Raw genomic sequence first — 24,102 nt, forward strand, 5'->3', positions numbered from 1 at the left:
AGCGATGATCGCAGCCATGCAGCAGTCCTGGTCCGCCACGCTTGAACAGCTTGCTGAGCTGGATCGCCGCCAGGACTTTGCCGCCTTGGGCCAGGCCCTGCAGCAGCTGCCGGCAGATTGCCCTGAAGACCATCAGGCGGCCCTTACCCATTGGCGCGGCAAGGCTGCCCTGATGGTGGGCACCCTGGAGGAGGCCCTGCCCGAGCTGGCCGTGGCCGCGCAGCTCGATCCCCAACGCGCCGCCAATCACTACCTGCTGGGTGCTGGTTTGGTGCGTCAGCAGCAGTGGCTGGACGCTCGAGCGGCGTTAACCCGGGCCTTGCAGTTGCAGCCGGCTCTTGAGGCGGCCCGCCTTGAGTTGGCAACGGTGCTCCTGGCCTTGGCGGAGCCTCAGCAAGCTTTGGAGCTGCTGCAACCACTTCCCGACACGGCCGATGGCCCATACCGTGCTCGCCGCGCCCAGGCAGCCGTCAAGGCGGCGGCAGAGCCGATGGCGGCAGCTGCATTGGCCGCCAAGGCCTTAAGCCTCGATGGTCGCCTGCCGGAATCCCTGTTGCAGGAGTGGCTTCAGGGCACGGGTGGGTTGCTGATGGCCCATCGTTTTCAGGAGGGCCGGTCCTGGTTGACGGCCCTGATCACGTTGACGCCGGCGGTGAATGCCACAGCGAATCCTGTGCCGAGGCGCATCGCCCTGATCGCCCTGCTGGGCCTGGAGCTGATCGAGCCGACAACGCCTGATCTGGATCCCTGGTTGGCTGAGCTGCGCAGCCTGCGTTGGTTGCCCCCGTCAGCGACGGAGCACGGCCTCTGGAGGTCCTGGCTGGAGAGCTGGCTGATGCTGGTGGCCGGGCGACTGGAAGACCAGCTCGATCGGGATCAGACCCGTTGCCGCTCTGTGCTGAAGGCGTTAATCGCGATTCTTCCCGCTCTGGAGCCCCCCAAGACGCAGAACTACGGTCTGTTTCTACGCCTGCAGCTGCTGCGCCAGGGGATCCAGCCCGATCAAGTGGGCCCTGATGCGCAACTTGAGCTGGCCCTTCAACGCCACAACCACGACTGGCTGGCCTTGATCGGCTGGCTCAAGCGCTGCTGCGCCTTGGACGATCGAGCCCTGCGCAAATTGCGGCCGGAGCTGGAACGTCAGCTTCAGAATTTCAGCGGCGCCCTGCTCAGCCGCCCGCAGCTGTTGTGCCGGCTGCCGGATCCGGGCTTGTTGCAGGCAGCGCTGCAGCTGCGCCACCTGGGACTGAAGCAGTTGATTCGCTGCCGCAAGCGCCTCGAGGCCTCCAGCGAGTCCCTGCCGCAGCGTTCGGGGCCCCACCGGCACTGGTTGCTGTTGGCAAGCAACGACCTGCCCCAGTGTTTTCTGTACCGGGTCGACCAGAAGCGTCAGCAGCTGGAGGGCCTGGGCTGTTCGGTCCGGATCATCCAACGCGAGCAGTTGGAACACTGGGATTGGAGCGATGCCCTGCTCTGGGCTGATGCGGTGATCGTCTGTCGCTTGCCGGCCACGGTTCAGGTGCTTCGGGCGATCGAAGCCTGCCGACTGGCCGGGTTGCCCACCTGGTACGACATGGATGACCTGGTGATCGACCTGGAGCACGGTGTGCCGCTTTTGGCCAGCTACGGGGGCACGATCACGGCCCTGCACCACCGTTGGCTCCAGCTCGATGTTCCGTTGTTTGCGGCAGCGATGCGGGCTTGTGATGCCGTCATCGTCAGCACGCCGACCCTGGCCCGCCGCTGGAACCAGTTGCAGCCCGATCAATCGGTTGAGGTGCTTCCCAATCTGGCGCCGCCGTCGCTGCAGAAGGCCCTGAGGACCCCGCGCCGTCTAGGTCGCCGGCCGCGTTTGCTGGTGGCCAGTGGCACCAAGGCCCACAAGCAGATCTGGATTGAGGAGCTGGCTCCTGCCTTGTCGCAGTTGCTCGAGCGCAATCCAACCCTGCAGTTGGATCTGCTCGGACACCTCGAGTTGCCTTTGGTTCTCCTTCCACACCGGGAACGGATCCGCTGCCATCCCTTCAGTGATTACCCCACCTATCTGAGCCGGATCGCTGAGGCCGACATTGGCTTGGTGGCCTTGGAGCCCGGGCTCTACACCGATGCCAAAAGTGCCATCCGCTGGATGGAGTTCAGCTATCTCGGTCTGACCAGCGTGCTCAGCCCCACCCGCACTTACACCGAGTGCCTTCAGGAGGGCGTTCACGCCTGTTTCGCCCGGGGCATCGACAGCTGGGTGGACACGGTGGAGCAGTTGCTGGCGGATCCCCGCGGCACCCGCGCCATGGCGGTGCGGGCCCAGCGACGGGCCCAGGAGCTGTTTGGTCCCCATCAGGCGGAGGCCTTCTGGACGCCGTTGGTCCAGCCACCGGCAGCACAAGTCAGAGCTCTGGCCGCGTCGCAGCGCCGCAGGTTGCTGGTGCTGAACGTTTACTTCGCCCCCCAGAGCGTTGGGGGTGCCACCCGGATCGCCCAGGATCAGGTGCGGGACATCCAAGAGCAGCTCGGTGATCAGTGGGAGGTCACGGTGCTCTGCACCGAGTCGGCATCCTGGCAGGAGGATCTTGATCGGGAGCCCGCTGATCCAAGCAAGCCCCGCAAGGTCTGGCAGATCGAACAGCCGTTGCCGATCCAGGTGCACCAATGGAATGGCGCGCGGGTGGTCCGCCTGACCCTGCCGCCCCGCAGCTGGAGCCGTCATCACGATGTGAGCGTGGAGGCCTTCTGTCGCCGCTGGTTTGCAGCAGAGCGGTTCGATCTGGTGCACGCCCACTGCATCCAGGAGCTGGGCATCGGCCCGTTGACTGTGGCTCGAGACCTGGGGATTCCCTACGTCGTGACGCTCCACGACGGCTGGTGGCTGTCGCCGCGTCAGTTCCTTACCACCCCCAGTGGTCGTCCGGTCGATGTTCGCGACCCCCTGGGGCATAGGGAGGTGATGGCGGCGAGCGATGCGGAGGAGCAGCAGCAGGACCGGCAGCGACGGACAGAGCTGGAGCAGGTGTTGGCCGGTGCTGCTAAGCGCCTGGCGGTGTCGCAGGCTTTTGCCGATTTACACGAGTATGCCGGTATTAAAAATGTGTCGGTGATGGAGAACCGCTGGCAGCCGATGCCGGCAGCGGGTCCCCGCAGCCAGCGACCTGCTGATCAACCGTTGCGCTGTTGCTTCATCGGCGGCCTGGCCTTCCACAAGGGAATGCACGTGGTTCAGGCGGCGTGTCTGCAGGCCAGGCCCGTAGCTCCCGGGCTTGAGCTCACGGTGATTGATTCCAGCCTTGAAACCGATGAGGAGCAGTGGATGCAGTGGGGAGAAACATCGGTCTGCGTGATTCCGCCAGTCCCTATGGCGGCGATGGCAGCGTTCTACGCCGAGCAGGATGTGCTGCTCGCCCCATCGATCTGGCCGGAAAGCTATGGCCTGGTCTCCCGGGAAGCGCTGTCGGCAGGTTTGTGGGTGGTGGCTAGCGATATCGGCGCCATGGCCGATCCGATTCGCCATGGTGAGAACGGTCACCGTGTGCCGGCCGGCGATGCCTCAGCACTGGCGGCGGTGCTGGAGCTGCTGTCTGCTGAGCATCCAACACCCCAGCCGTTGCTGGCCTTTGCCGGGGACCAGAAACCACTGCATCAAGAGCTGGATCAGCTGTACCGCAGTGTCCTGCGCCGATGAATGAGCAGCTGCAGGCCGATTCGGAGCTGGCTGCAGCCTCGTGGCTGCGCGATCCGCTGAACCCAGATCCGTTTGATCCACTGGCGGAATGGTTTCGGATTCATGCCGAGATCGCAGCTGCCGCACAACCGATCCGCCTCCCCAAGTTGCTGGGAAAGCTCGATGGGCTTTATCCCGACGAATGGACCGCAGAACCGCAGTTGCTGGAGTACCGCGATGTTCTCTGGCTGCCGGATCGGGGCTGTCTGTTCCATGGCGGCAACGGTCGCGCGCTTCCCTGGACGGCCTTCAGCCGTTTCCCCCGCCAGCGTCAGCTGCCGCAGCAATCCATTCACCGAATCGAGTTGAGCAGACCGGTACCAAGTTTTCCGCGCCTGGAGCAGGCCCTCTGGCTGCCGCGGGTGAATGGCGCTGTTTTCGGTGAATGGCTCACCGAAGTGCTGGCCTTCCTCTGGCCCCTGCTGCTGAAGTCTCCCCAGGAACTGGTCGGGCTGCCGGTGTTGCTCGGTGATGCCGATTCGGAGGACCCATTGCTGGCGGTGCTGCACCGGTTGATGCGTGCCCAGCATCTGACGCCGCTGCTCAACCACCATCTGCCGGCGGCGTTGCATCTGGAGCGGGTGTTGGTGCCCCAACCGAGCTTGCGCCTTCACGCCGGAACGTCATCGGTGTGGTGGCGATCGGCGGTGGCCCTGGGTGATCAGCTGGCGGCTGGAGTGGAAGCCGAGCCCGTCGACAAGCTCTATCTCTCCCGTTCGGCACTGCCGGACGATCGGCGCCGTATTCCGGGGGAAGCAGAGCTGGAGCTGGCTTTGGAGGCCAGCGGCTGGATGATCTGGCATCCCCAGCAGCAACCGTTGCAGGTGCAGGTGGCGGCCCTGCGGGCAGCACGGGTGATTGCCGGTTTCCATGGAGCGGCCTGGCATGGGCTGGGCTGGATTGATCCAGAGGCCCCAAAGCCCCGGCTGTTGGTGCTGGGGGATCGACCATCCCTGGATCTCATGCTGCAGCTGCGCTTGCAGCGGTTTGAGGGGTGGTACGTGCCCTGCCAGGAGGCAACGGCAGGCCAGGCAGAGCTGCTGGAGAGCTTGTTGGCAGACGCAGCGGCTTCAGAATGAACGGATGAACCGCTCCAAGGACTGGTTTCACCAAGCAGCCGCTGATCTGGCTCAGGCCCAGCTGAGCGCCGAGGCCGGTCACCATGAGTGGGCTTGTTTCGCCTGTCATCAAGCCGTTGAAAAAGCCCTGAAGGCCATCCACCTGCAGCAGGGACAGCAGAGCTGGGGCCATGGCCTTGGCCGTTCATTTCGTGAGTTGCCACCTGCTGTTGCGGCAGATCTGGCCAACGCTGTCTGTGATCTGGAAGACCGGCTGCGGGTGCTGGATGCCCTTTATATCCCGACCCGTTACCCCGATAGCCTTCCAGAAGGTGCGCCCACCGATCATTTCGGCCGCCTGCAGAGCTCTGACGCCCTCAGCCATGCCCGTGCGCTCCTTGACGCAATCCGTTTGGCGTTGGCCGACGCCTGAGCAGGTGCTCGAGCAGGTGCAGGCCTGGGCCGTGGAGCAGAAGCAGAACGCACCTGGGCTGCAGCAGGTGGGGGTGTTCGGGAGCTATGGCCGCGGCAGCGCCGGATTCGGCAGCGACCTTGATCTGTTGATCGTCGATCTGGACGCCAGAGGCGGTCAAATCGATCGTTTGCAGCGCTGGCCCCTCGAGCAGCTGCCCTTGAGTTGTGATGCTCTCGTGCTGACGCCCAAAGAGCTGACCGCTCGGCTCACGGATGGCTCGCGGATGGCCGCAGAGCTGCAGCGTGATCTGCTCTGGATGCTCTAGCGATGGCTGCGAAACAGCGTCTGGATCTGGAGCTGCTCAGTCGCGGGCTGGTGGTCTCGCGGCAACAGGCGCAGCAACTGATCCGGGCCGGCAAGGTGCGCGATGGCGCCGGCACCCTGCTGGACAAGCCCGGCACCGAGGTGGCGGCAGCTCTGGAGCTGCGGGTTGAGCAGCCCCCCCGCTTCGTGTCGCGCGGCGGCGAGAAATTACTGGCGGGCCTGAAGGCCTTCCCGATCGCCACGGAAGGCCGCGTCTGCCTGGATGGCGGCATCTCCACCGGTGGCTTCACCGATTGCCTGCTCCAGCACGGTGCCTCCCGGGTGTATGGCGTGGATGTGGGCTATGGCCAGACCGCCTGGAGCCTGCGCACCGATGAACGGGTGGTGTTGCGGGAACGCACCAACCTGCGCCACCTGCAGCCCGAGCAGCTGTACGGGGCGGAGGATCCCTGGCCCAGCCTGGCGGTGACCGATGTGTCGTTCATTTCTCTGCGTCTGGTGCTGCCGGCCTTGCGACGACTGCTGCAGCCAGCGGGTGGTCTCTGCCCTGAGGCCCTGGTGTTGGTGAAACCTCAGTTTGAAGTCGGTAAGGATCGGGTGGGCAAGGGCGGCGTGGTGCGCGATCCGGTAGCCCACCGCGATGCGATTGAGCTGGTGATGGCGGCGGCCGCTGAATTGGGCTGGTATCCGCAAGGGATCGTGGCTTCGCCGATCACCGGCCCAGCTGGCAACCATGAGTACGTGCTGTGGCTGGCGGAAGCGGAGGGAGCCTTGCTGCCGGATCTCGAGCCATTGGTGGCGACCACTTTGGCCAGCTGATGGACAACAAAAAAAGCCCGACCGCAGCGGCCGGGCTTTTCAGCTGATCGTTGAGGTGATCAGTTACCGACGTTGACCTGACGGCCGCCGGTGCAGAGCTCCACCTTAATGATGCGGCCACCTTGCTTCTGAATCCGCTGTTGCTCAGCGAACCAGCTGTCGTAGGGGACCCACTTGGTGAAGAAGGTGTTCTGCAATTCGCGCTGCGTCCGCACCTTTTCAGGGCTGGGGATGCAGGCGGTGACTTTGAACAACCGCATGGGCCTCAGTTGCCCAGGCCGGAGCAGATGTAGTCGAAGTACACACCCATTTCCTTGCCGGCGTCTGGGCCGACCAGACCGGCGGTGACTTCCTTCATGGCCTGGATGGCCTGAACGGTGGCGCCGATGGGCACACCCAGGGAGTTGTAGGTCTCCTTGAGGCCGTTCAGAACACGCTCATCGAGGATGGAGGTGTCGCCGGCGAGCATGGCGTAGGTGGAATACCGCAGGTAGTAGTCCAGGTCGCGGATGCAGGCGGCGTAGCGGCGGGTGGTGTACATGTTGCCGCCGGGACGGGTGATGTCCGAGTACAGCAGAGCCTTGGCCACGGCATCACGAATGATGGCGGAGGCATTGGCGCTGATGGTGGCGGCAGCGCGCACACGCAGCTCGCCGCTGGCGAAGTAGGACTCGAGGTTGGTCATCGAGGCCGTGTCCAGGTAGAGACCCTGAACGTCGGACTTATTGATGACGTTGGTAATGGCGTCTTGCATGGATCCGAAAGGAGGCGTGAGGGGAGGTCAGCGGGGGGTTCAGGCGAGTGCGCCCACCACGTAGTCGAAGTAGGTGCCGGCTTCAGCGGCGTCATCGCCGGTCAGCAGACCCATGGCGACGGTCTTCATCTCACGCACGGCTTCCGCCATGGCCTCGAGGGGAGTGCCCAGGGAGCGATAGAGCTCCTTGGCGCCGATCACACCGATTTCTTCGATCGGGGTCACGTCACCCGCGACGATGCCGTAGGTCACCAGGCGCAGGTAGTAATCCATGTCGCGCAGGCAGGTGGCGGTCATCTCTTCGCCGTAGGCGTTACCGCCGGGGGAGATGACGTCAGGGCGCTTCTGGAACAGCTGGCCGCCGGCCTGCTTCACAATCCGCTCGCGGCTCTCACACAGAACCTGAGCCACGCGTAGACGGCGTTGTCCGCCGGTCACGAAGGCTTTGATCTGGTCGAGTTCGCCAGGGCTGAGATAGCGGGCTTCGGCGTCCGCGTTGATGATCGAGTTGGAGACGATGCTCATGCAGTTCTGCCTCGAAACAAGCGGCCGCCCGTAGGAGACCGGTATCCGGTGAATAAGGGGTGATCCCGAAGGATCGCGTCTCAGACTAAAGGCTGAGACAGGGGGTCGAAGCGTCAGAGGCGAAGCTTGTTCACAACGATCAACACGTGATCGGTGTGGCGTCGCTCTGTCGCGTTCGGCTGACGCATCCTGCACCGGCATTGCCCTGTGGTTTTTGGCCGGGTAACAGTTCTTCACGGCCCTGACGCCGTGGGCAGACCCGTTGCTGCAGCTGTGGTTTGCCGGGGTTTTCTCTCGCGGTTTGATGACAGCAAAAGAGCCCGGATGAAGCAGCACTTCACCCAGGCAAATTGATCGAGAACGCCAGGAATTGACGTTCTGAATTGTTAGGACGACAGCCTCAGCGTCCTCAGATCGCGGCGTCGGTGGGTGGCGTCATGCCGGCATTGCCGCGGTAGAGGGCTGCCGTGCGCTGAAGCGTGGCCTGACTGACGCCTGAACGGGTGTTCATGCCGTCCGTGCGAGGGACGCTGTCGCTCGCAGGCAGCTGCTCAACAAGCTCTTGAACGGCTTTGGGTTGGCCGGATTCCGCGCGCACAATCAGGAACCGACTGACTTCAGCAGGGGTCGCAGCGCGGCCCAGCAAAGCAATTGTGGCGGCGGTCGCCGCCCGCAACGGCGCCAGGTTGAACAGTCGTGTTTGGAAGGCATCGCTGAGGGCAACAGCTTCGATGAAACCCTTCAGGCTGATGTCCTCGTTGCGCAGTTTCGATTCGGCTGACAGCAGTCGTTCGCTGTCAAGCGGCACGCGGTTGAGCAGTTGTCTGTATGTCGCGTTGATGACGTTCAACAGCTCTGTTTCACTGCAGGGTCGCGTCAGCGAGAGAGATGCAGGAAGACTGGAACGCAGCTTGTATCCATTAGCCCCACCACTGGCCAGCGCGCCGGTCATTGGCGTGAGCGGGGGAAGCGCCTTGCGGCGTTCCGATTTGGATTGGAGGGATTCCCCAAGTCGGATCTGCATCAAGCTGGGGTTCAGGTCCGTTCCCTGAGCGAACCCTCTGGCCATTCCGCTCCAGCCCTCTGAGGTTGCCTTGGAATTGCCGAGCAGATTGCGCTGCGTCAGCTCACCACTGCCGCGGAATCCTTTGGTTTCAGCAGCTTCAGGTCGGTTGTTGAGAACAAAACTCGATTCGGCGTAACCAAAGCTGGTGACCTCACGCATGAACGTGGGCGTTCGACGCACAGAAAGATCGCCAGGGGTGATGAACCGCTCGAAGGGAACGGTGTCCTCGCCGAAGCTTTCGTTGTATTCGCGGCTGTTGATCAGGGCATCCACCACGCCGTAGAAACCTTTGCGGGCTGCCGTGTCGAACAGGGCATCGATCTCCCAGCGACCAAAGGTGGGGCGGCCGAGCAAGCGGCGATGGATCACCTCGATCGCTTTGGTGATGTAAAGGCCGCTCCAATAGCGGCGGCGGAAAGCATCGGAACGGGCCACACAGCGCACAAACTCCCGCAGGGAGATGTCGCCGTTTTCCAGCCGGGCCTCGTCGGAGCCGCGGCGCTCACCGGCGTAGCCGGCATTGCCCAGCACCTGCACATACACGGCGTTGATCACCGCCTGGGTGCTGGATTCGGTGTTGCGCACGCTGGGCTGACCGCCACGCCGGGGGTTGACGTTGCCACCTGTGGCGATCTGCTGCAGACGCATCACCCTGGGCCCAACCTTGCGTGGACGGCTGCTGCGGAAGCTGGCGCTGTCCAGCTGTCCGGGGCTGTTGAGTCCGTTGCTCACCAGCAGTCGACGGCTGTCGTAGCCGTAGGGAGCGGGGCGGGTTGCCACCGAGGCCGTGCCACTGGGGAAGATGGCGCCGTACTGGTTGGCCACTGGGTCGTTGCCACCGCCGTAGACGTGCTGATCAGCGAAGGGCTGGCGGTAGGAGGCGTAAAGGGTGACGTACTGAGGAGCCCCATCAAAGGGGGCGCTGAAGTTGAACAGCTTGCGGTTGGAGCCCCAGCCGGCGCTCTCCTGCGCTTCGGTGCCCAAGTCGCGCAGGAACGGAACCGTCTCTTCCCCGAAGGTCTGGGCGTATTCGGCGGAGTTCACCAACACATCCACCAGGCCGTTCAGACCCTGGTCGCTGAGGATGGCGAAGGACTTGCGGAACTCCTCCAGGGAGCTGATTCCTCGGCCGAGGAAATGGCGGTAAGCCAGCTCCACCACCCGGCTGTTGACGTAACCGTCGTGGAACTGCTGGCGGTATTCCTTGCTGCGGCCAAGGGCGCGGATGAATTCGCGCATCGAGATCTGGCCCTGCACCACCTGGCTGGCTTCCAAACTGCAAGGGGTCTGGGAGTAGCCCTTAGCGATGTCGCGTTCGAACACCTGGCGGTAGGCACCGCGGATGATTTCCGCCTTTTCAGATCCGGAGAGGCCAGGACGCATCTCGAGCAATTGGCGCCCTTCGGCGGCCAGGGCATAGATCGCCGGCAGCTGCAGGCCCTGTTGGACGCTGCTGCCCTGGCGCTGCTTGGTGCTGGGGGTGGGAATCGCCAACTCCTGCAACAGCACGTTGAAGCAGTCGATGGTCAGCTGGCGGGCTTCCGGCCGATCCCGCAGCAGCTGGGCTGATGCGGCGCGCATTTCCTGCAGCGCCACGTTGGTGGCGGTGAGGGAGCAGTTCTCCAGAAGAATGTCGCGCAGGCCGCGGGTGTTCACCGCAAGGATGCTGGGGTCACCGGCCACCAGGGCGTAGCCCACGTAGCGCAGGAACCAGCCCATGTCCCGCACGGACTTGCGCATGAAGGCGGGGCCGTACTTGGCCACACTGATGGCATTGAAGCCAGTAGGCAGCACAACCCGAACATCGGCATCACCGCCGGCGCCTTCCAGCAGCCGGGTGAGGAAATTGCCGCGTTTGGTGTCACCACTGCTGCCGGTGAAGGTGCGCACCGATTGTTCGAAGGCCACCTGGTCCGCCGCCAGGGGGGTGCCCTCCTGACCGCTGGGACGGCCGGTCTCGCCGGTGGTCAGCGGTGCTTCCAGGAACGACAGCGGCGTACCGCCCACAAAGATGCGGTTGGCGGCACGGGCAACGATGGCTTCCGCATTGGCCGCGATGATCCGCGAGGCCTCGATGCGGTCCTGACCGCTGCGGAAGAAGTTGACCAGGTTCTCGAGCTCAACACGCTCGGGGAAGCGGTCCTGCTGCTCCGCCTGGCGAACGCTGGAGAGCGGCAGGGTGTCGAACAGTTGGGGAGAGACACGCGGGCTGCCGCTGCTGGCGGTCACTGTCATCGACGGATGCAAGCCGGATCGCGTCACGTTACGGCTGTCGGGATGAAGCCCAGCCGACCTATGAACAAAAGTTGTGAAAAGCTCGGGATCACCCGATTTCTCCTCCATGGCTGAGCCAGGGAACAGGGACGCCGCCACTCCGGTGGTCAGCGCCTTCTACGACCGTTTCCCGTTTCCTGGTGATCCGCTGCAGGACGGCCCACCACCCGGGTACAACTGGCGCTGGTGCCATCAGAGCGTCCTGGCTGCCGTGCATGGGGCGGTGCCAGCAGGGACGGTGAGGCCACGGATCCTGGATGCCGGCTGCGGCACCGGTGTCAGCACCGACTACCTCTGCCATCTCAATCCAGGTGCCGAGGTTCTGGGGATCGACATCAGCGAGGGGGCACTGGCGGTGGCCCGGGAGCGATTGCAGCGTTCCGGTGCAGCGGCCCAGGTGAGCCAGCTGCGCCAGGAGCAGCGCAGCCTGCTGGACCTGGAGAGCGAAGGACCGTTCGACTACATCAACTCCGTCGGGGTGCTGCACCATCTGGATCAACCGGAGTCGGGTCTGCGCTCGTTGGCTGGGCGCTTGGCCCCCGATGGTTTGCTCCATCTCTTCTTGTATGCGGACGCCGGCCGCTGGGAGATCCACCGCACCCAGCAGGCCCTAACCCTGCTTGATGTCGGCACGGGACGCGAGGGCCTGCGCCTTGGCCGGGAGTTGTTGGCGTCGCTGCCGGAGGGCAACCGACTGGCGCGTCACCATTGCGAGCGCTGGGCCGTGGACTGCGCCGCCGATGCCAACTTCGCCGACATGTATTTGCATCCGCAGGAGACCAGCTACGACCTGCAGCGCCTGTTTGCCTTCATCGAAGCGGCCGATCTCCATTTCGCCGGCTTCTCCAATGCGGAGGTCTGGGATCCGGCCAGGCTGCTGAACGGAGAACTGCTGGAGCGGGCCCAGGCGCTGCCGCAACGTCAGCAATGGCTGCTGGTGGAACAGCTGGATCCAAACATCAGCCACTTTGAGTTCTTCCTGTCGTCACAACCGGTTCAGCCAGCGAGCTGGAGTGACGCTGCTCTGCAGGCTGCCAAGGGACTGCGGCAGCCCTGCCTCTGGGGGGAACCGGATCCAATCCTGGACCGCAACATGCAACCGCTGCAGCTCAGCGATGCAGAGCGCCAACTGTTGCGCCGCGTTGACGAGCAGCCGAACACACCGCTGGGTGCCATGGCGGAGCCAGCCGTGATCCGTGATCTCGCGGCTCGCCAGCTATTGCTGCTGAAGGCGTAAGCAACGAAGACGCGTGATAGATTCCGCGCGCTATTTCAGGCAGCGCTTGGAGGATTTCTACCGTCTTCAGCGCCGTCTGCTGCTGGCCACCGTCATGGTGTCCTTGGTCACGATTTCAATCGTGGCCCTCACCATGAACCTTTCGGTGGCCGGCAGTGTGTTTGTGGGTTCTTGCGCCGGACTTCTGTACGTGCGTCTGCTTGCCCGCAGCGTGGCCCGGCTCAGTGACCAGTCCCGTGGACTGGGGCGTTTTCAGCTCATCGTTCCGACCTTGCTTGTGGTTGGTTCGGCCAAGCTGCCCCAGCTCGATCTGCTGCCGGCTTTCCTGGGATTCCTTCTCTACAAGCCCGCCCTGATTCTTCAGCACGTTTTCGACGACCGCTGAAGCTGAGCACTCCTCTCTGCACCCATGGCTTTGCTGCCCTTTCCACTCCCGTTCGCTGAACTGGAAGTGGGCCACCACCTGTACTGGCAGATCGGCGATCTGTACCTGCATGGCCAGGTATTTCTGAGCTCCTGGATCCTGATCGGCATCCTGCTGGTTCTTGTTCTGGCTGGCACCCGCAACATGCAGCGCGACCCCCTGGGTCTGCAGAACCTGCTGGAGTTCCTCTGGAACTTCATTCGCGACATCGCCCGCGACAACATCGGCGAGAAGTACTACCGCGACTGGCTGCCGTTCATCGGCACCCTGTTCCTGTTCATCTTCATCAGCAACTGGGGTGGCGCGCTGATCCCCTGGAAGATCATCGAACTTCCCGAGGGTGAGCTGGGCGCTCCCACCGCAGACATCAACACAACGGTGGCCATGGCCCTGCTGGTGTCCCTGGCGTATTTCTATGCCGGTCTGAGCCGCAAGGGTCTGCGCTTCTTCGAGCTGTACGTGGAGCCGACACCGATCATGCTCCCGTTCAAGATCATCGAGGAATTCACCAAGCCCCTGTCGCTCTCCTTCCGTCTGTTCGGAAACATCCTTGCGGACGAACTGGCTGTAGGCGTTCTGGTGTATCTCGTGCCCCTGCTGGTGCCCCTGCCGGTGATGTTGCTTGGCCTGTTCACCAGTGCCATTCAGGCCTTGATCTTCGCGACTCTCACCGCCTTCTACATCGGTGAAGGTCTGCACGAGGCCCACTAAGTGCCCTCATTGGCTTTCGCCATTTGAGGGCGATCTGCTAAACACGTCCGCGCGCAGGTCCGGATAGCACCCGGGCCCGCTCCTTTCAGGAGTGTCCCTGCGCGGGGGGAACCGATCCCCAAGTCCATTCCGTTCAGCGCATCCCCGCGCTTCCCCTTACCCCACCCAACATGGATTCCATCACCTCCGCCGCTTCCGTTGTGGCTGCTGGCCTGGCAGTCGGTCTGGCCGCCATCGGTCCTGGTATCGGTCAGGGCACCGCGTCCGGCGGCGCTGTTGAGGGCATCGCCCGTCAGCCCGAAGCCGAAGGCAAGATTCGCGGCACCCTGCTGCTGTCCCTGGCGTTCATGGAATCGCTGACCATCTACGGCCTGGTGGTGGCTCTGGTGCTTCTGTTCGCCAACCCCTTCGCCGGCTGATCAGCGCGGGGGAGCTTTGGCTCCCCCTCTGAACCCCTTGTTTCGATCCCTTTCCAGCGCACCCTTCCATGACCTGGCTTCTGCTCGCTGAAGCAGGTGTTCCGGAGGGAGGTCTCTTTGACCTCGATGCCACCCTTCCGCTGATGGCGGTTCAGGTGGTTCTCCTCACCTTCCTGCTCAATGTCCTCTTCTTCCGTCCGGTCGGCAAGGTCGTGGAAGACCGTGAGGGCTACATCTCCACCAGCCGCGCCGATGCCAAGCAGAAGCTTGCCCAGGTGGAGCAGCTCGAGGCCGATCTGGCTGAACAGCTGAAAGGGGCACGTCAGGCGGCTCAATCCGTGATTGTCGAGGCCGAACAAGAGGTTGACCGTCTGTATCGCGAAGCGCTGGCAGCGGCGGAAGCCGAAGCCAACCGCAGCAAAGACGAAAGCCGTCGCGCCATCGAAGCCGAGCGTGAATCTGCCCGCACCCAGTTGCAGGGCCAGGTGGATCAGCTCAGCACCACCATCATCAACCGACTTCTGGCTGCGTGATGACTCTGAATTTCAACCCTCTAGAGACCAACCTGGTCAACCTGGCCATCGTCATTGGTGTCCTGGTCTGGTTCCTGCGTGGTTTTCTCGGCGGCATCCTCGACCGTCGTCGCCAGGCCATTCTTCAAGAACTTCAGGATGCTGAAACGCGCCTGAAGACCGCCACTGAAGAGCTCAGCAAGGCCCAGTCTGATCTGGCTGCTGCTCAGCAGAAAGCCGACAAGATCCGTGTGGACGGTGAAGCCCGTGCGGCTGCCATCCGCAGTGATGGTGAACAGCGCACCATCGCCGCCATGGCTGCGGTGAAGCAAGGTGCAGCTGCCGATGCCGATGCCGAGGCAGCTCGCATCAAGGACATCCTGCGTCGTGAGGCTGCTCTGGCGGCCATCGACAAGGTGCTGAGTGACCTGCCATCCCGTCTCGATGATCAGGCTCAGGCCCGGTTGATCGACTCCACCATCACCAACCTGGAGAACGCCTGATGCCTCTCCTGAATTCCCTCGCCACCCCCTACGCCGAAGCCTTGCTTCAGGTCACTGAAGCCCGTGGCGAATCCCAGACGGTCGCTGACCAGTGCAAGCAACTGCTTGAGATCTGGGACAGTTCCGCTGATTTCCGCAATGCAATGGTGTCGCCGGTGCTCGAGCCCGATGCCAAGAAAATGGCACTGCAGGCGCTCGTCGGCGAGCAAGTCACGCCGTCCATGCTGAACTTGCTCAAGGTTCTGGCTGATCGCCAGCGGCTGCTGGCCTTCGACGCCGTGATGCTGCGCTACCTCGAGCTCTACCGAGAGCAGCAGGGCATCACTCTTGCTGAAGTCCGCTCAGCGCAGACCCTCACCGAGGATCAGCAGGCGGCCCTCTCCAAAAAGGTGCAGGCGATGGCCGGCACCAACATGGTCGACATCGACCTCAGTGTTGATCCCTCACTCATCGGCGGCTTCGTCGTGAGTCTTGGATCCCAGGTGATCGACGCCAGCCTGGCTGGCCAGGTTCGTCGCCTCGGTCTGGCGCTCGCCAAAGCGAGCTGACCCCACTCCTTCCTTCACCGCCCCTTCCTCCCCAACTCCCCGCTGGGATCACACGCCATGGTTTCCATCCGTCCCGACGAGATCAGCGCCATCCTCAAACAACAGATTGAGGACTACGACAAGTCGGTTTCCGTCAGCAACGTCGGCTCCGTCCTGACGGTGGGCGACGGCATCGCCCGCGTCTACGGCCTGCAGCAGGCCATGGCCGGTGAGCTCCTCGAGTTCGAGGACGGCACCGAAGGCATCGCTCTGAATCTGGAAGACGACAACGTCGGCGCGGTGCTGATGGGCGAGGGCCTGGGCATTCAGGAAGGCAGCACGGTGAAGGCCACCGGCAAGATCGCCTCCGTGCCCGTTGGCGAGGCCATGCTCGGTCGCGTCGTCAACTCCCTGGGCCGCGCCATCGACGGCAAGGGTGAAATCGCCACCAGCGAGACGCGCCTGATCGAATCCATGGCGCCTGGCATCATCCAGCGCAAGTCGGTGCACGAGCCGATGCAGACCGGCATCACCGCCATCGACGCGATGATCCCCGTCGGCCGTGGCCAGCGCGAGCTGATCATCGGTGACCGCCAGACCGGTAAGACCGCCATCGCGATCGACACGATCCTGAACCAGAAGGATCAGGACATGATCTGCGTTTACGTGGCCGTCGGTCAGAAGGCTGCTTCTGTGGCCAACGTTGTGGAGGTGTTGCGTGAGCGCGGTGCCCTCGATTACTCCGTGATCGTGGCCGCCAACGCTTCTGAGCCCGCAGCTTTGCAGTACCTGGCTCCCTACACCGGCGCCTCCATCGCCGAGTACTTCATGTACAAAGGCAAGGCAACTCTGGTGATCTACGACGACCTGTCCAAGCAGGCTGCCGCTTACCGCCAGATGTCACTGCTGCTCCGTCGTCCGCCCGGTCGTGAGGCCTATCCCGGCGACGTTTTCTACTGCCACAGCCGTCTGCTGGAGCGTGCAGCCAAGCTCTCTGATGCCATGGGCAAAGGGTCCATGACGGCTCTACCGATCATCGAAACCCAGGCCGGTGACGTGTCGGCTTACATCCCCACCAACGTGATCTCGATCACGGACGGTCAGATCTTCCTCAGCTCCGACCTGTTCAACTCCGGCCTGCGTCCCGCCATCAACGTGGGTATCTCCGTGAGCCGGGTGGGTGGTGCCGCCCAGACCAAAGCCATCAAGAAGATTGCCGGCACCCTGAAGCTGGAACTGGCTCAGTTCGCTGAGCTGGCCGCCTTCTCCCAGTTCGCATCCGACCTCGATGCGTCCACCCAGCAGCAGCTGGAGCGCGGCAAGCGCCTACGGGAACTGCTGAAGCAGCCCCAGTTCAGCCCGCTGATCCTGGCTGAGCAGGTCGCCATCGTTTATGCCGGCGTCAAGGGCCTCATCGATGCGGTCCCCGTCGACAAGGTGGTCGACTTCTCCCGCGAATTGCGTGAGTACCTCAAGTCCAACAAGCCTGAGTTCATCACCGAAATCCAGGAGAAGAAGTTGATGAGCCCTGAAGCTGAGGCGATCCTCAAGGACGCCATCAGCGAAGTCGTGTCCACCCTCGTCGCTTCGGCGGCCTGAGGGAGGAGCCGACATGGCGAATCTCAAGGAAATCCGCGACCGGATTAAATCGGTCAAAAACACCCGCAAGATCACCGAGGCCATGCGCCTCGTGGCTGCGGCCAAGGTGCGTCGCGCTCAGGAGCAAGTGCTCCGCAGCCGTCCTTTCGCGGACCGGCTGGCGCGGATCCTGGAAAACCTCCAGTCCCGCATGCGCTTCGAGGATGCGTCGTCTCCTTTGATGGAGCAACGCGACGTGGAGACCATCACCCTGGTGTCCGTCACCGGTGACCGTGGTCTTTGCGGCGGCTACAACGCCAACATCATCAAGCGCACTGAACAGCGCTTCGCTGAGCTGACGGGCAAAGGCTTCAAGGTGAAGCTGGTGCTGATCGGCAACAAGGCCATCGGTTATTTCACCAAGCGTGATTACCCGGTGCAGGCCACCTTCTCCGGTCTGGAGCAGGTGCCTACAGCGGATGAAGCCAACACCATCTCCACCGATGTGCTGGCCGAATTCATCGGTGCTGGCACCGACCGCGTCGAGCTGATCTTCACCAAGTTCATCAACCTGGTGAGCTGCAAACCGGTGGTGCAGACCCTGCTGCCCTTGGATCCTCAGGACATTGCTGATCCTGAGGATGAGATCTTCCGTCTCACCACCAAGGACGGCCGTCTGACGGTGGAACCCGGAGCTGGCCCTGCCAACACCGAACCGAAGATCCCTTCGGACATCGTGTTCGAGCAGACCCCTGAGCAGCTGCTCAACGCCCTGCTGCCCCTTTATCTGCAGAACCAGCTGCTGCGTTCGTTGCAGGAGTCCGCGGCCTCTGAACTGGCCAGCCGGATGACCGCCATGAACAACGCCAGCGACAACGCCAAGGAGCTGGCCAAGACCCTGACCCTTGACTACAACAAGGCCCGCCAGGCCGCCATCACCCAGGAAATCCTGGAAGTGGCCGGTGGTGCTGCCGCTGTGGGTTGATCGTCAGGTCAAACCTGATCGAGCCGGTCCCCGGGGGCCGGCTTTTTTAATGGAGTGATGGCTCTCCAGATTCATGCGCTGTTCCCTACCGCCGTGGCCACGGCTCAGCTGAGGCTGGATCCGCTGGAACTGGCGGCTCAACTGCAGACCCTGCTGATGCTCAGGGGGGCTGATGAGGGAAACCCCAATTCCGGCTGCGCCTGGACCGGCGACCTCAATGGTGTCTGGCAGTTGCATCGGCATCCCGACTTCAGCGGTCTGACCGATCGGGTGGTGGAGCAGGCCTGGGCTTACCTGTCGGCCGTTGGCTTCGATCAGGCCAAGCTGGCTCTGCACGTGCAGCGCTGCTGGCCTGTGCTCAGCGACTGGGATCAGGTGGTGGGCCGTCACCACCACCCCAATGCCCATCTCAGTGCTGTGCTCTACCTGAGTGGATCCGGCAGCGGCGAGGACGGGGTGCTGCGCATCCATGCCCCATCCCAACCGAATGAGCTGGTGCCTGGATCGGCGGCCGGCCACGGCGGTCCGATCGCGGCTGGCCATCCCCTCAATCAGCCCCATTGGGATCTGGCGCCGCAGCCAGGACTGCTGGTGCTGTTCCCCTCCCGCCTCGACCACAGCGTGCTGGCCAATGGCGATCCGGAGTTGCTGCGCTGCTCCATCAGCTTTGACTTTGTCCTGACCGCTCCAGTTGATGGCGATCCGCCGGAATACCTGGCGCCTCATCCCTCGCTCTGGACCCCTCAACCGTTGGAGGTCAACTGAGAGAATGCCAGCCTAACCGAGCTGAGTCCCGGAATGTCCGAGGTGGCTACCTACACCGTCCGCGCCGAGTTCGAGGGCACCACCCATAGCTTCAGCTGCCGTGCCGATCAGACGGTGCTTAACGCTGCTGAGGCTGCCGGCGTCACCCTGCCCAGCTCCTGTTGTTCCGGCGTCTGCACCACCTGCGCTGCGGTGATCAGTGACGGACAGGTGGAGCAACCCGATGCCATGGGCGTGAAGGGAGAGTTGCAGCAGCAGGGTTATGCCCTGCTGTGTGTGGCCTTCCCCCGGGCTGATCTCACCCTCAAGGCCGGCCAGGAGGATGCCCTCTACGAAGCCCAGTTCGGCCAATATCAGAAGTGAAGCTGCGGCGCCTGGAACGGCAGTTGCCCTGGCCGCAGACCGTTCCCCCCCAGCAGTTGCGTCGGTGGCTGGTCCAGCAGCTGGAGCATGAGGCGCCCCTCTTGCGCTGGGCGATCACGGCCGTCTCTGTGGATCCGAGCGGTGACCGGCGCTTGCAGGTGGAAGCTGTCGTTGAAGGATGAATGCCGCCCCGCTGCCGGTGCTGATGCTGGTGCCGACTGGAATCGGTTGCCAGATCGGGGGCTTTGCCGGTGATGCACTGCCCAGTGCTCGCCTGCTGGCCGCCGCCAGCGGTTGCCTGATCACCCATCCCAATGTGATGAACGGTGCGGCGTTGTACTGGCGCGACCCGCGCATCCATTACGTGGAGGGCTACAGCCTCGATCGCTTCGCCGTCGGTGAGTGGGATCTGCAACCGGTACGCCGCCAGCGGATCGGGCTGCTGCTGGATGCCGGCATTGAGGCGGAGTTGGCCCAGCGGCACCTGCAGGTGGCGGAGGGCTGTCGCGCCACCCTCGGCCTGGAGATCGGACCTGTTGTGACCACGGACCAGCCCCTGGAGGTTCAGCTCGAACAGGGCAGCAGCGGTTCCAGCTGGGGACGCCTGGGTCGTCCCGATGCTTTGCTCAGGGCTGGTGAGCGGCTCAAGCAAGCCGGTGCTACGGCGATCGCGGTGGTGGCCCGTTTCCCGGAGGATCCAGCCAGCGAGGAGCTGGCGGAGTATCGCGCCGGCAGCGGCGTTGATGCCCTGGCGGGCGCTGAAGCGGTGATCAGCCATCTGCTGGTGCGGCACCTTCAGATCCCCTGTGCCCATGCCCCGGCCTTGGCCCCGCTGGCCTTGGATCCGCAGTTGGATCCGCGGGCGGCCGGCGAGGAGTTGGGCTACACATTTCTGGCCTGCGTGCTGGTGGGCCTCAGCCAGGCTCCGGATCTGCTGCCGGCGGGTGAAGGGGCGTTGCAGGCCGCTCAGTTGGGGGCAGTGGTGGCGCCGGAGGGGGGCCTTGGCGGCGAAGCGGTGCTGGCCTGCCTCGAGCGCGGGGTGCCGTTGATCACGGTGACCAACCCCTCGGTCCTGACGGTGTCGGCCGAGGCCCTCGGGCTTGACCATGGCGTGCAGCGAGCGCGTAGTTACGCAGAAGCCGCTGGTTTGCTGCTGGCGCTGCGGGAGGGACTATCAGCAAGTTCCTTGGAGCGGCCTCTGCCTGCCCTGGAGCGGTTGAGCTGATGCCCGGTGGCTTTGCTCAGGATTCAGGACCCTGCCCCTGTGGCGGCGGCGAGTACAGCCGTTGTTGCGGACCGTTGCACCGGCAGGAGCGGCGGGCGGAAACCGCCGAACAGTTGATGCGTTCCCGCTATTCGGCCTTCGCCAAAGGCGAGGTGGACTACCTGCTGCAGACCCATGAGCCGACGGAATCGCGCCGGGCCCTGCGTCAGGCCTGCCGTCAGACCCGCTGGCTGGGGCTGTCGATCCTGGCGGTTGATGGTGGTGGCGCGGCTGATCTTGAGGGAACCGTTCGCTTTGAAGCCCGTCACCGCGAGGGGGTGCTGGTGGAGACGTCGCTGTTCCAGCGCCGTGGTGGCACGCTCGCCGGAGAGTGGTTCTACGTCCGGGCCATCGAACTGAATTCCTGATAGGCACGAAATCGTCTGTTTATCGTGTCGTGTTGTTATCGATATCGTGCCGCTTCAGCGCAGGCAGGCCATCGGGTGCCGGGGCGCTACTCCCAAGGCCTTGGCGACCCCTGGATGGCACACGGATCCCTGCACCGTGTTGAGACCGGAGAGCAGTTCCGGCCGTTCGGTGACGGCTTCCTCCAGGCCTCGGCCGGCGATGCCAAGGATGTAAGGCAAGGTGACGCTGACCAGCGCTTCCGTGGAGGTGAACGGCACCGCCCCGGGCATGTTGCCCACGGCGTAGTGCTGCACACCGTGAATCGTCACCGTGGGGTCGGTGTGGGTGGTTTCGCGGCTGGTGGCGATGCAGCCCCCCTGGTCGATCGCCACATCGACGATCACCGAGCCCGGACGCATCTGCTGCACCATCGCCTCATCCACCAGGGTCGGGGCTCGGCCGCCAGGGGTCAGCACGGCGCCGATCACCAGATCCGCCGTGGGCACCAGGCGCTCTAGCAGACCACGGCTGCTCACCACGCTCATCAGCCGACCGCGACGATCCGCCTCCAGGCTGCGCAGTCGCTGGGGTGAACGGTCCAGCAGCAGCACTTCCGCATCCATGGCCGCCGCGGTTCTGGCGGCGTTCCAGCCCACCGTGCCGGCCCCCAGCACCACCACCCGGGCCGGCTGCACGCCGGTGCAGCCCCCCATCAGCACGCCGCGTCCGCCATGGGGTTTCTCCAGCAGGTGGGCCCCCACCTGGGCCGCCAGCCGCCCGGCGATTTCGCTCATCGGCGCCAGCAACGGCAGGCTGCCGTTTTCCAGCTGCACGGTTTCGTAGGCAATGGCAGCGGTGCCGGCCTCCAGCAAGGCCTCGCCCACCTGGGGATAGGCGGCCAGGTGCAGGTAGGTGAACAGCACCATGTCGTCCCGCAGGAAGCCGAACTCCTCGCTCTGCGGCTCCTTCACCTTCACCACCAGATGGGCGCCCCAGGCGTCCTCACGGCTCACCAGCTGGGCTCCGGCTGCGGCGAAGGCCTCATCGCCGATGCCGGCTCCCGCCCCGGCCCCGGCCTCGACCCGCACCTCCAGCCCCTGGCTGATCAGTTCCCGTACGGCATCGGGGGTGAGGGCCACCCGTTGCTCATCGGCCTTGATTTCCCTGGGCACGCCGATGCTGGCCATCGGGGCCGTCAGGACGGAGGCTGCCATGGGGGCTGAAGGAGGTCCCTTCAATCTGGCCCGGCAGAACAGAGTCCGCCAGCGGCGATCGGTAAACGCCAGCCACTGCCGAAGGCCTGGGGGCTCACCTTCAGCAGGGGTGCCGCCTGCCGCCGTTTGAATTCCGCCCGCTGCAGCAGCCGCTGCACCCGCTCCACCAGGGGGATGTCATGGCCGGCGGCCACAAGCGCCTGTGGCGTGGTCCGCTCCTGGATCAACCCTTTCAGCAGGGGATCCAGCTCGCTGTAGTCCGGCAGGGAGTCGCTGTCCTTCTGGTCTGGCCGCAGTTCAGCGCTGGGGGGTTTGCGGCGGATCGCTTCCCCTACCAATTCCCCCTGCTGCGGCAGCCCCAGATCCTCCCGGCAGTTCCTGGCTTCTGGGCTGTCGATCCAGTCGCAGAGGGCGAAGACGCTGGTTTTGTACAGATCGCCGATCACCGCCAGACCGCCGTTCATGTCGCCGTAGAGGGTGCAATACCCCACCGCCAGCTCGGATTTGTTGCCGGTGGTCAAGAGCAGCTGGCCCTGCTGGTTGGCCACGGCCATCAGCAACGTGCCGCGGATGCGGGACTGCAGGTTCTCAGCGGTGACCCCCTGCGGTTGCTGGCCCAGGGCCGGCGTGAGCGAGGTATCGAACCCCTGCATCAGCCCCTGAATCGGCAGCGTGTGGGTCTTGATGTTCAGGCGATTGGCCAAGGCGGTGGCATCGTTGATCGATCCTGATGAGCTCCAGGGGGAGGGCATCAGCAGGGCGGAGATGTTCTCGGGGCCGAGGGCGGCCGCGGCGATCACCGCCACCAGCGCCGAGTCGATGCCGCCGCTGAGCCCCAGGAGTGCCCGCTGAAAGCCGCATTTGCCGGCGTAGTCGCGTACCCCCAGCACCAGTGCCCGCAGCAACAGCTCCTCGCGGCAAGGCGTCTGCGATAGAGGAGCCGTCGCTTGTTGCGGACCACTGCTGTCCCACACCTGAACGGCCTCCCGGCAGGCCGGCAGCTCCAGCAGGGTGCTGCCATCCGGGGCGACCACCAGGCTGCTGCCGTCGAACACCAGTTCGTCGTTGCCGCCCACCTGGTTGAGGTACACCACCGGGCAGTTCAAACGTCGGGCCGCCTGGCCGGCCAGTTGGCGCCGCAGGGCCGGTTTGCTGGGGTCAAAAGGCGAGGCCGCCAGATTGATCAGCAGATCGGGTTTTGCCTCCACCAGGGCGGCGATCGGGTCCGGTCCCGCCAGCCGCTCCCGTTGCAGCGCATCCTCTACCCAGAGGTCTTCGCAGATGGTGAGCCCCAGCCGTTCTCCTTCCTCCAGGGTCAGCAGGCAGGGGCCGTCGCCGGGGCGGAAGTAGCGCCGCTCATCAAAGACGTCGTAACTGGGCAGCAGCTGTTTGCGGGCGACCCCCCGCCAACCCCCCTGGTCCACCAGGGCGATTCCGTTGTATAGGCCCGGGGCGCGATCGTCGTCGCAGGGGAGGGCCACCCCCACCAGCAGGGAGCACAGCCCATCGAGCTGCTCGACCAACCCATCGAGCACAGCGCTCTGCAGGGCCAGCCGCGCCGGTTGCAGCAGCAGGTCCCGGGGGGGATAGCCCCAGAGCGAAAGCTCCGGCGTCAGCAGCAGCGTCGCCCCTTCGGCGCTGGCGCTACGGGCGGCCGCCAGGATTCGTTCGGCGTTGCCCCGCAGGTCGCCCACCACAGGATTCAGCTGGGCCAGGGCCAGGCGCATCAGCGAAGGCTGGGGAACAGTCCATACAGATTGTGCTCCAACAGCAGGGTCCACACCGCTGCGGGGATCTGGCGTTGCTCGGGAGACTGACGCAGGGCTGAGCTGGCGCTGGCGGGGACCTGCAGCTCCAGCAGGTCGATGCGGGCCCCCAGTCGTTTCAGGTCTGCCAGGGCCTGGTCACGAAGCGGCCAGCCCTGGCGTGGGGCGATCGCCAGCCGGCAGCGGCTTAACCACTGAGCTGACGACTTCCAGCCCGGGATCAACGCCGCCAGGTCACTGCCTACCACAAACACCAGTTCCGCCTCGGGCCAGCGGGCCGTTGCCTGCTCGATCGTGCGGATCGTGAAGGGATGGCTGAGGGTCTGCTCCTGCTGCAGCCGCGGGTCGTTGATCTCCTCCACCAGGGCCTGCAGCAGTTGGGCGCGCAGGGCCAGGGGGGCACCGTGATGTTTCTGGGGGTTGTCGCTGGCCCAGGTGGCCACCTGGGGGTAAAGGCTGAGCAGGCCTTTCAGCAGGGCCTGATGGCCGCAGGTGGGGGGGTCGGCGCTGGTGCCCAGCAAGGCGATCTTCTGCATCTT

At 64.3% G+C, this 24,102-nt stretch carries 26 protein-coding genes; 19 read left to right on the forward strand and 7 right to left on the reverse strand.

Annotated features, from left to right (window positions below; translation table 11 throughout):
* The first annotated feature begins 4 nt into the window (after positions 1–4).
* Genes TX72_RS02310 through TX72_RS02330 form a run of 5 tightly spaced genes read left to right on the forward strand, consistent with a single transcriptional unit; the run spans position 5 to position 6,328 of the window.
* On the forward strand, positions 5–3,673 hold the full coding sequence (locus tag TX72_RS02310) for a glycosyltransferase (RefSeq protein WP_011127352.1): 3,669 nt from the start codon (positions 5–7) through the stop codon (positions 3,671–3,673).
* Positions 3,670–4,791 carry a glycosyltransferase 61 family protein gene (locus TX72_RS02315; RefSeq protein ID WP_011127353.1) on the forward strand — a complete coding sequence of 374 codons (1,122 nt, stop codon included), beginning with the start codon at positions 3,670–3,672 and terminating at the stop codon, positions 4,789–4,791. Before TX72_RS02310 ends, TX72_RS02315 begins: the two co-directional genes overlap by 4 nt.
* A 4-nt stretch (positions 4,792–4,795) precedes the next feature.
* A complete protein-coding gene (locus tag TX72_RS02320; protein WP_011127354.1) occupies positions 4,796–5,203 on the forward strand; it encodes a HEPN domain-containing protein in 408 nt (135 codons plus the stop codon).
* Complete coding sequence (locus TX72_RS02325; protein WP_225867753.1) at positions 5,160–5,510, forward strand: nucleotidyltransferase domain-containing protein; 351 nt, start codon at positions 5,160–5,162, stop codon at positions 5,508–5,510. The genes TX72_RS02320 and TX72_RS02325 overlap by 44 nt, the downstream gene beginning before the upstream one ends.
* A gap of 2 nt (positions 5,511–5,512) precedes the next feature.
* A complete protein-coding gene (locus tag TX72_RS02330) occupies positions 5,513–6,328 on the forward strand; it encodes a TlyA family RNA methyltransferase (protein WP_011127356.1) in 816 nt (271 codons plus the stop codon).
* Between the two features lie 59 nt (positions 6,329–6,387).
* On the opposite strand, the gene TX72_RS02335 is transcribed toward TX72_RS02330, so the two are convergent.
* The 4 genes from TX72_RS02335 to TX72_RS02350 all read right to left on the reverse strand — a co-directional run bounded on the left by TX72_RS02335 (position 6,388) and on the right by TX72_RS02350 (position 10,908).
* Entirely contained in the window at positions 6,388–6,588 is a 201-nt protein-coding gene (locus TX72_RS02335; protein ID WP_007098856.1) for a phycobilisome linker polypeptide, read from the reverse strand.
* Between the two features lie 5 nt (positions 6,589–6,593).
* Positions 6,594–7,082 carry an allophycocyanin subunit beta gene (gene apcB / locus TX72_RS02340; RefSeq protein ID WP_009790505.1) on the reverse strand — a complete coding sequence of 163 codons (489 nt, stop codon included), beginning with the start codon at positions 7,080–7,082 and terminating at the stop codon, positions 6,594–6,596.
* A 39-nt stretch (positions 7,083–7,121) separates the two neighbouring features.
* Positions 7,122–7,607 (reverse strand): allophycocyanin subunit alpha, encoded by a 486-nt coding sequence (gene apcA / locus TX72_RS02345; RefSeq protein ID WP_011127357.1) that lies wholly within the window; start codon positions 7,605–7,607, stop codon positions 7,122–7,124.
* Between the two features lie 409 nt (positions 7,608–8,016).
* A complete protein-coding gene (locus tag TX72_RS02350; RefSeq protein ID WP_011127358.1) occupies positions 8,017–10,908 on the reverse strand; it encodes a phycobilisome rod-core linker polypeptide in 2,892 nt (963 codons plus the stop codon).
* A 106-nt stretch (positions 10,909–11,014) separates the two neighbouring features.
* Between TX72_RS02350 and TX72_RS02355 the strand changes: the two genes are divergently transcribed.
* The 14 genes from TX72_RS02355 to TX72_RS02420 all read left to right on the forward strand — a co-directional run bounded on the left by TX72_RS02355 (position 11,015) and on the right by TX72_RS02420 (position 20,603).
* Positions 11,015–12,184 (forward strand): class I SAM-dependent methyltransferase, encoded by a 1,170-nt coding sequence (locus TX72_RS02355; RefSeq protein WP_011127359.1) that lies wholly within the window; start codon positions 11,015–11,017, stop codon positions 12,182–12,184.
* 46 nt (positions 12,185–12,230) lie between these two features.
* Positions 12,231–12,569 (forward strand): hypothetical protein, encoded by a 339-nt coding sequence (locus tag TX72_RS02360; protein ID WP_011127360.1) that lies wholly within the window; start codon positions 12,231–12,233, stop codon positions 12,567–12,569.
* Positions 12,570–12,593: 24 nt separating this feature from the next.
* Positions 12,594–13,319, forward strand: a complete 726-nt coding sequence (gene atpB / locus TX72_RS02365) for a F0F1 ATP synthase subunit A (protein ID WP_011127361.1) — start codon at positions 12,594–12,596, stop codon at positions 13,317–13,319.
* A gap of 170 nt (positions 13,320–13,489) precedes the next feature.
* On the forward strand, positions 13,490–13,738 hold the full coding sequence (gene atpE / locus TX72_RS02370; RefSeq protein WP_006851467.1) for an ATP synthase F0 subunit C: 249 nt from the start codon (positions 13,490–13,492) through the stop codon (positions 13,736–13,738).
* 68 nt (positions 13,739–13,806) lie between these two features.
* On the forward strand, positions 13,807–14,271 hold the full coding sequence (locus tag TX72_RS02375) for a F0F1 ATP synthase subunit B' (RefSeq protein WP_011127362.1): 465 nt from the start codon (positions 13,807–13,809) through the stop codon (positions 14,269–14,271).
* Positions 14,271–14,753 carry a F0F1 ATP synthase subunit B gene (locus TX72_RS02380; RefSeq protein ID WP_011127363.1) on the forward strand — a complete coding sequence of 161 codons (483 nt, stop codon included), beginning with the start codon at positions 14,271–14,273 and terminating at the stop codon, positions 14,751–14,753. The genes TX72_RS02375 and TX72_RS02380 overlap by 1 nt, the downstream gene beginning before the upstream one ends.
* Entirely contained in the window at positions 14,753–15,301 is a 549-nt protein-coding gene (gene atpH / locus TX72_RS02385; protein WP_011127364.1) for an ATP synthase F1 subunit delta, read from the forward strand. The genes TX72_RS02380 and atpH overlap by 1 nt, the downstream gene beginning before the upstream one ends.
* A gap of 57 nt (positions 15,302–15,358) precedes the next feature.
* The gene (gene atpA, locus TX72_RS02390; RefSeq protein WP_011127365.1) at positions 15,359–16,879 is read left to right on the forward strand and encodes a F0F1 ATP synthase subunit alpha; all 1,521 of its coding nucleotides are present in this window, start codon (positions 15,359–15,361) and stop codon (positions 16,877–16,879) included.
* Positions 16,880–16,892: 13 nt separating this feature from the next.
* Positions 16,893–17,843 carry a F0F1 ATP synthase subunit gamma gene (locus TX72_RS02395; protein WP_011127366.1) on the forward strand — a complete coding sequence of 317 codons (951 nt, stop codon included), beginning with the start codon at positions 16,893–16,895 and terminating at the stop codon, positions 17,841–17,843.
* A 57-nt stretch (positions 17,844–17,900) separates the two neighbouring features.
* Positions 17,901–18,608: a putative 2OG-Fe(II) oxygenase gene (locus TX72_RS02400; protein ID WP_011127367.1), complete on the forward strand. Its 708-nt coding sequence runs from the start codon at positions 17,901–17,903 to the stop codon at positions 18,606–18,608.
* Between the two features lie 33 nt (positions 18,609–18,641).
* Entirely contained in the window at positions 18,642–18,971 is a 330-nt protein-coding gene (locus TX72_RS02405; protein ID WP_011127368.1) for a 2Fe-2S iron-sulfur cluster-binding protein, read from the forward strand.
* Positions 18,968–19,153 (forward strand): DUF8621 family protein, encoded by a 186-nt coding sequence (locus TX72_RS02410; RefSeq protein WP_011127369.1) that lies wholly within the window; start codon positions 18,968–18,970, stop codon positions 19,151–19,153. Before TX72_RS02405 ends, TX72_RS02410 begins: the two co-directional genes overlap by 4 nt.
* Positions 19,150–20,196 (forward strand): DUF3326 domain-containing protein, encoded by a 1,047-nt coding sequence (locus TX72_RS02415; protein ID WP_011127370.1) that lies wholly within the window; start codon positions 19,150–19,152, stop codon positions 20,194–20,196. Before TX72_RS02410 ends, TX72_RS02415 begins: the two co-directional genes overlap by 4 nt.
* Complete coding sequence (locus TX72_RS02420) at positions 20,196–20,603, forward strand: YchJ family protein (protein ID WP_011127371.1); 408 nt, start codon at positions 20,196–20,198, stop codon at positions 20,601–20,603. Before TX72_RS02415 ends, TX72_RS02420 begins: the two co-directional genes overlap by 1 nt.
* Positions 20,604–20,657: 54 nt before the next feature.
* Here TX72_RS02420 and ald read toward each other — a convergent pair whose 3' ends face one another.
* Genes ald through TX72_RS02435 form a run of 3 tightly spaced genes read right to left on the reverse strand, consistent with a single transcriptional unit; the run spans position 20,658 to position 24,099 of the window.
* Positions 20,658–21,797, reverse strand: coding sequence for an alanine dehydrogenase (gene ald / locus TX72_RS02425; protein WP_011127372.1), 1,140 nt, complete (start codon positions 21,795–21,797; stop codon positions 20,658–20,660).
* Positions 21,798–21,817: 20 nt separating this feature from the next.
* On the reverse strand, positions 21,818–23,524 hold the full coding sequence (locus tag TX72_RS02430) for an NAD+ synthase (RefSeq protein ID WP_011127373.1): 1,707 nt from the start codon (positions 23,522–23,524) through the stop codon (positions 21,818–21,820).
* Positions 23,524–24,099, reverse strand: a complete 576-nt coding sequence (locus TX72_RS02435) for a nicotinate-nucleotide adenylyltransferase (RefSeq protein WP_011127374.1) — start codon at positions 24,097–24,099, stop codon at positions 23,524–23,526. The genes TX72_RS02430 and TX72_RS02435 overlap by 1 nt, the downstream gene beginning before the upstream one ends.
* Positions 24,100–24,102 lie beyond the last annotated feature (3 nt).

This window comes from Parasynechococcus marenigrum WH 8102 (assembly GCF_000195975.1).
GTDB classification, from domain to species: Bacteria; Cyanobacteriota; Cyanobacteriia; order PCC-6307; family Cyanobiaceae; genus Parasynechococcus; species Parasynechococcus marisnigri.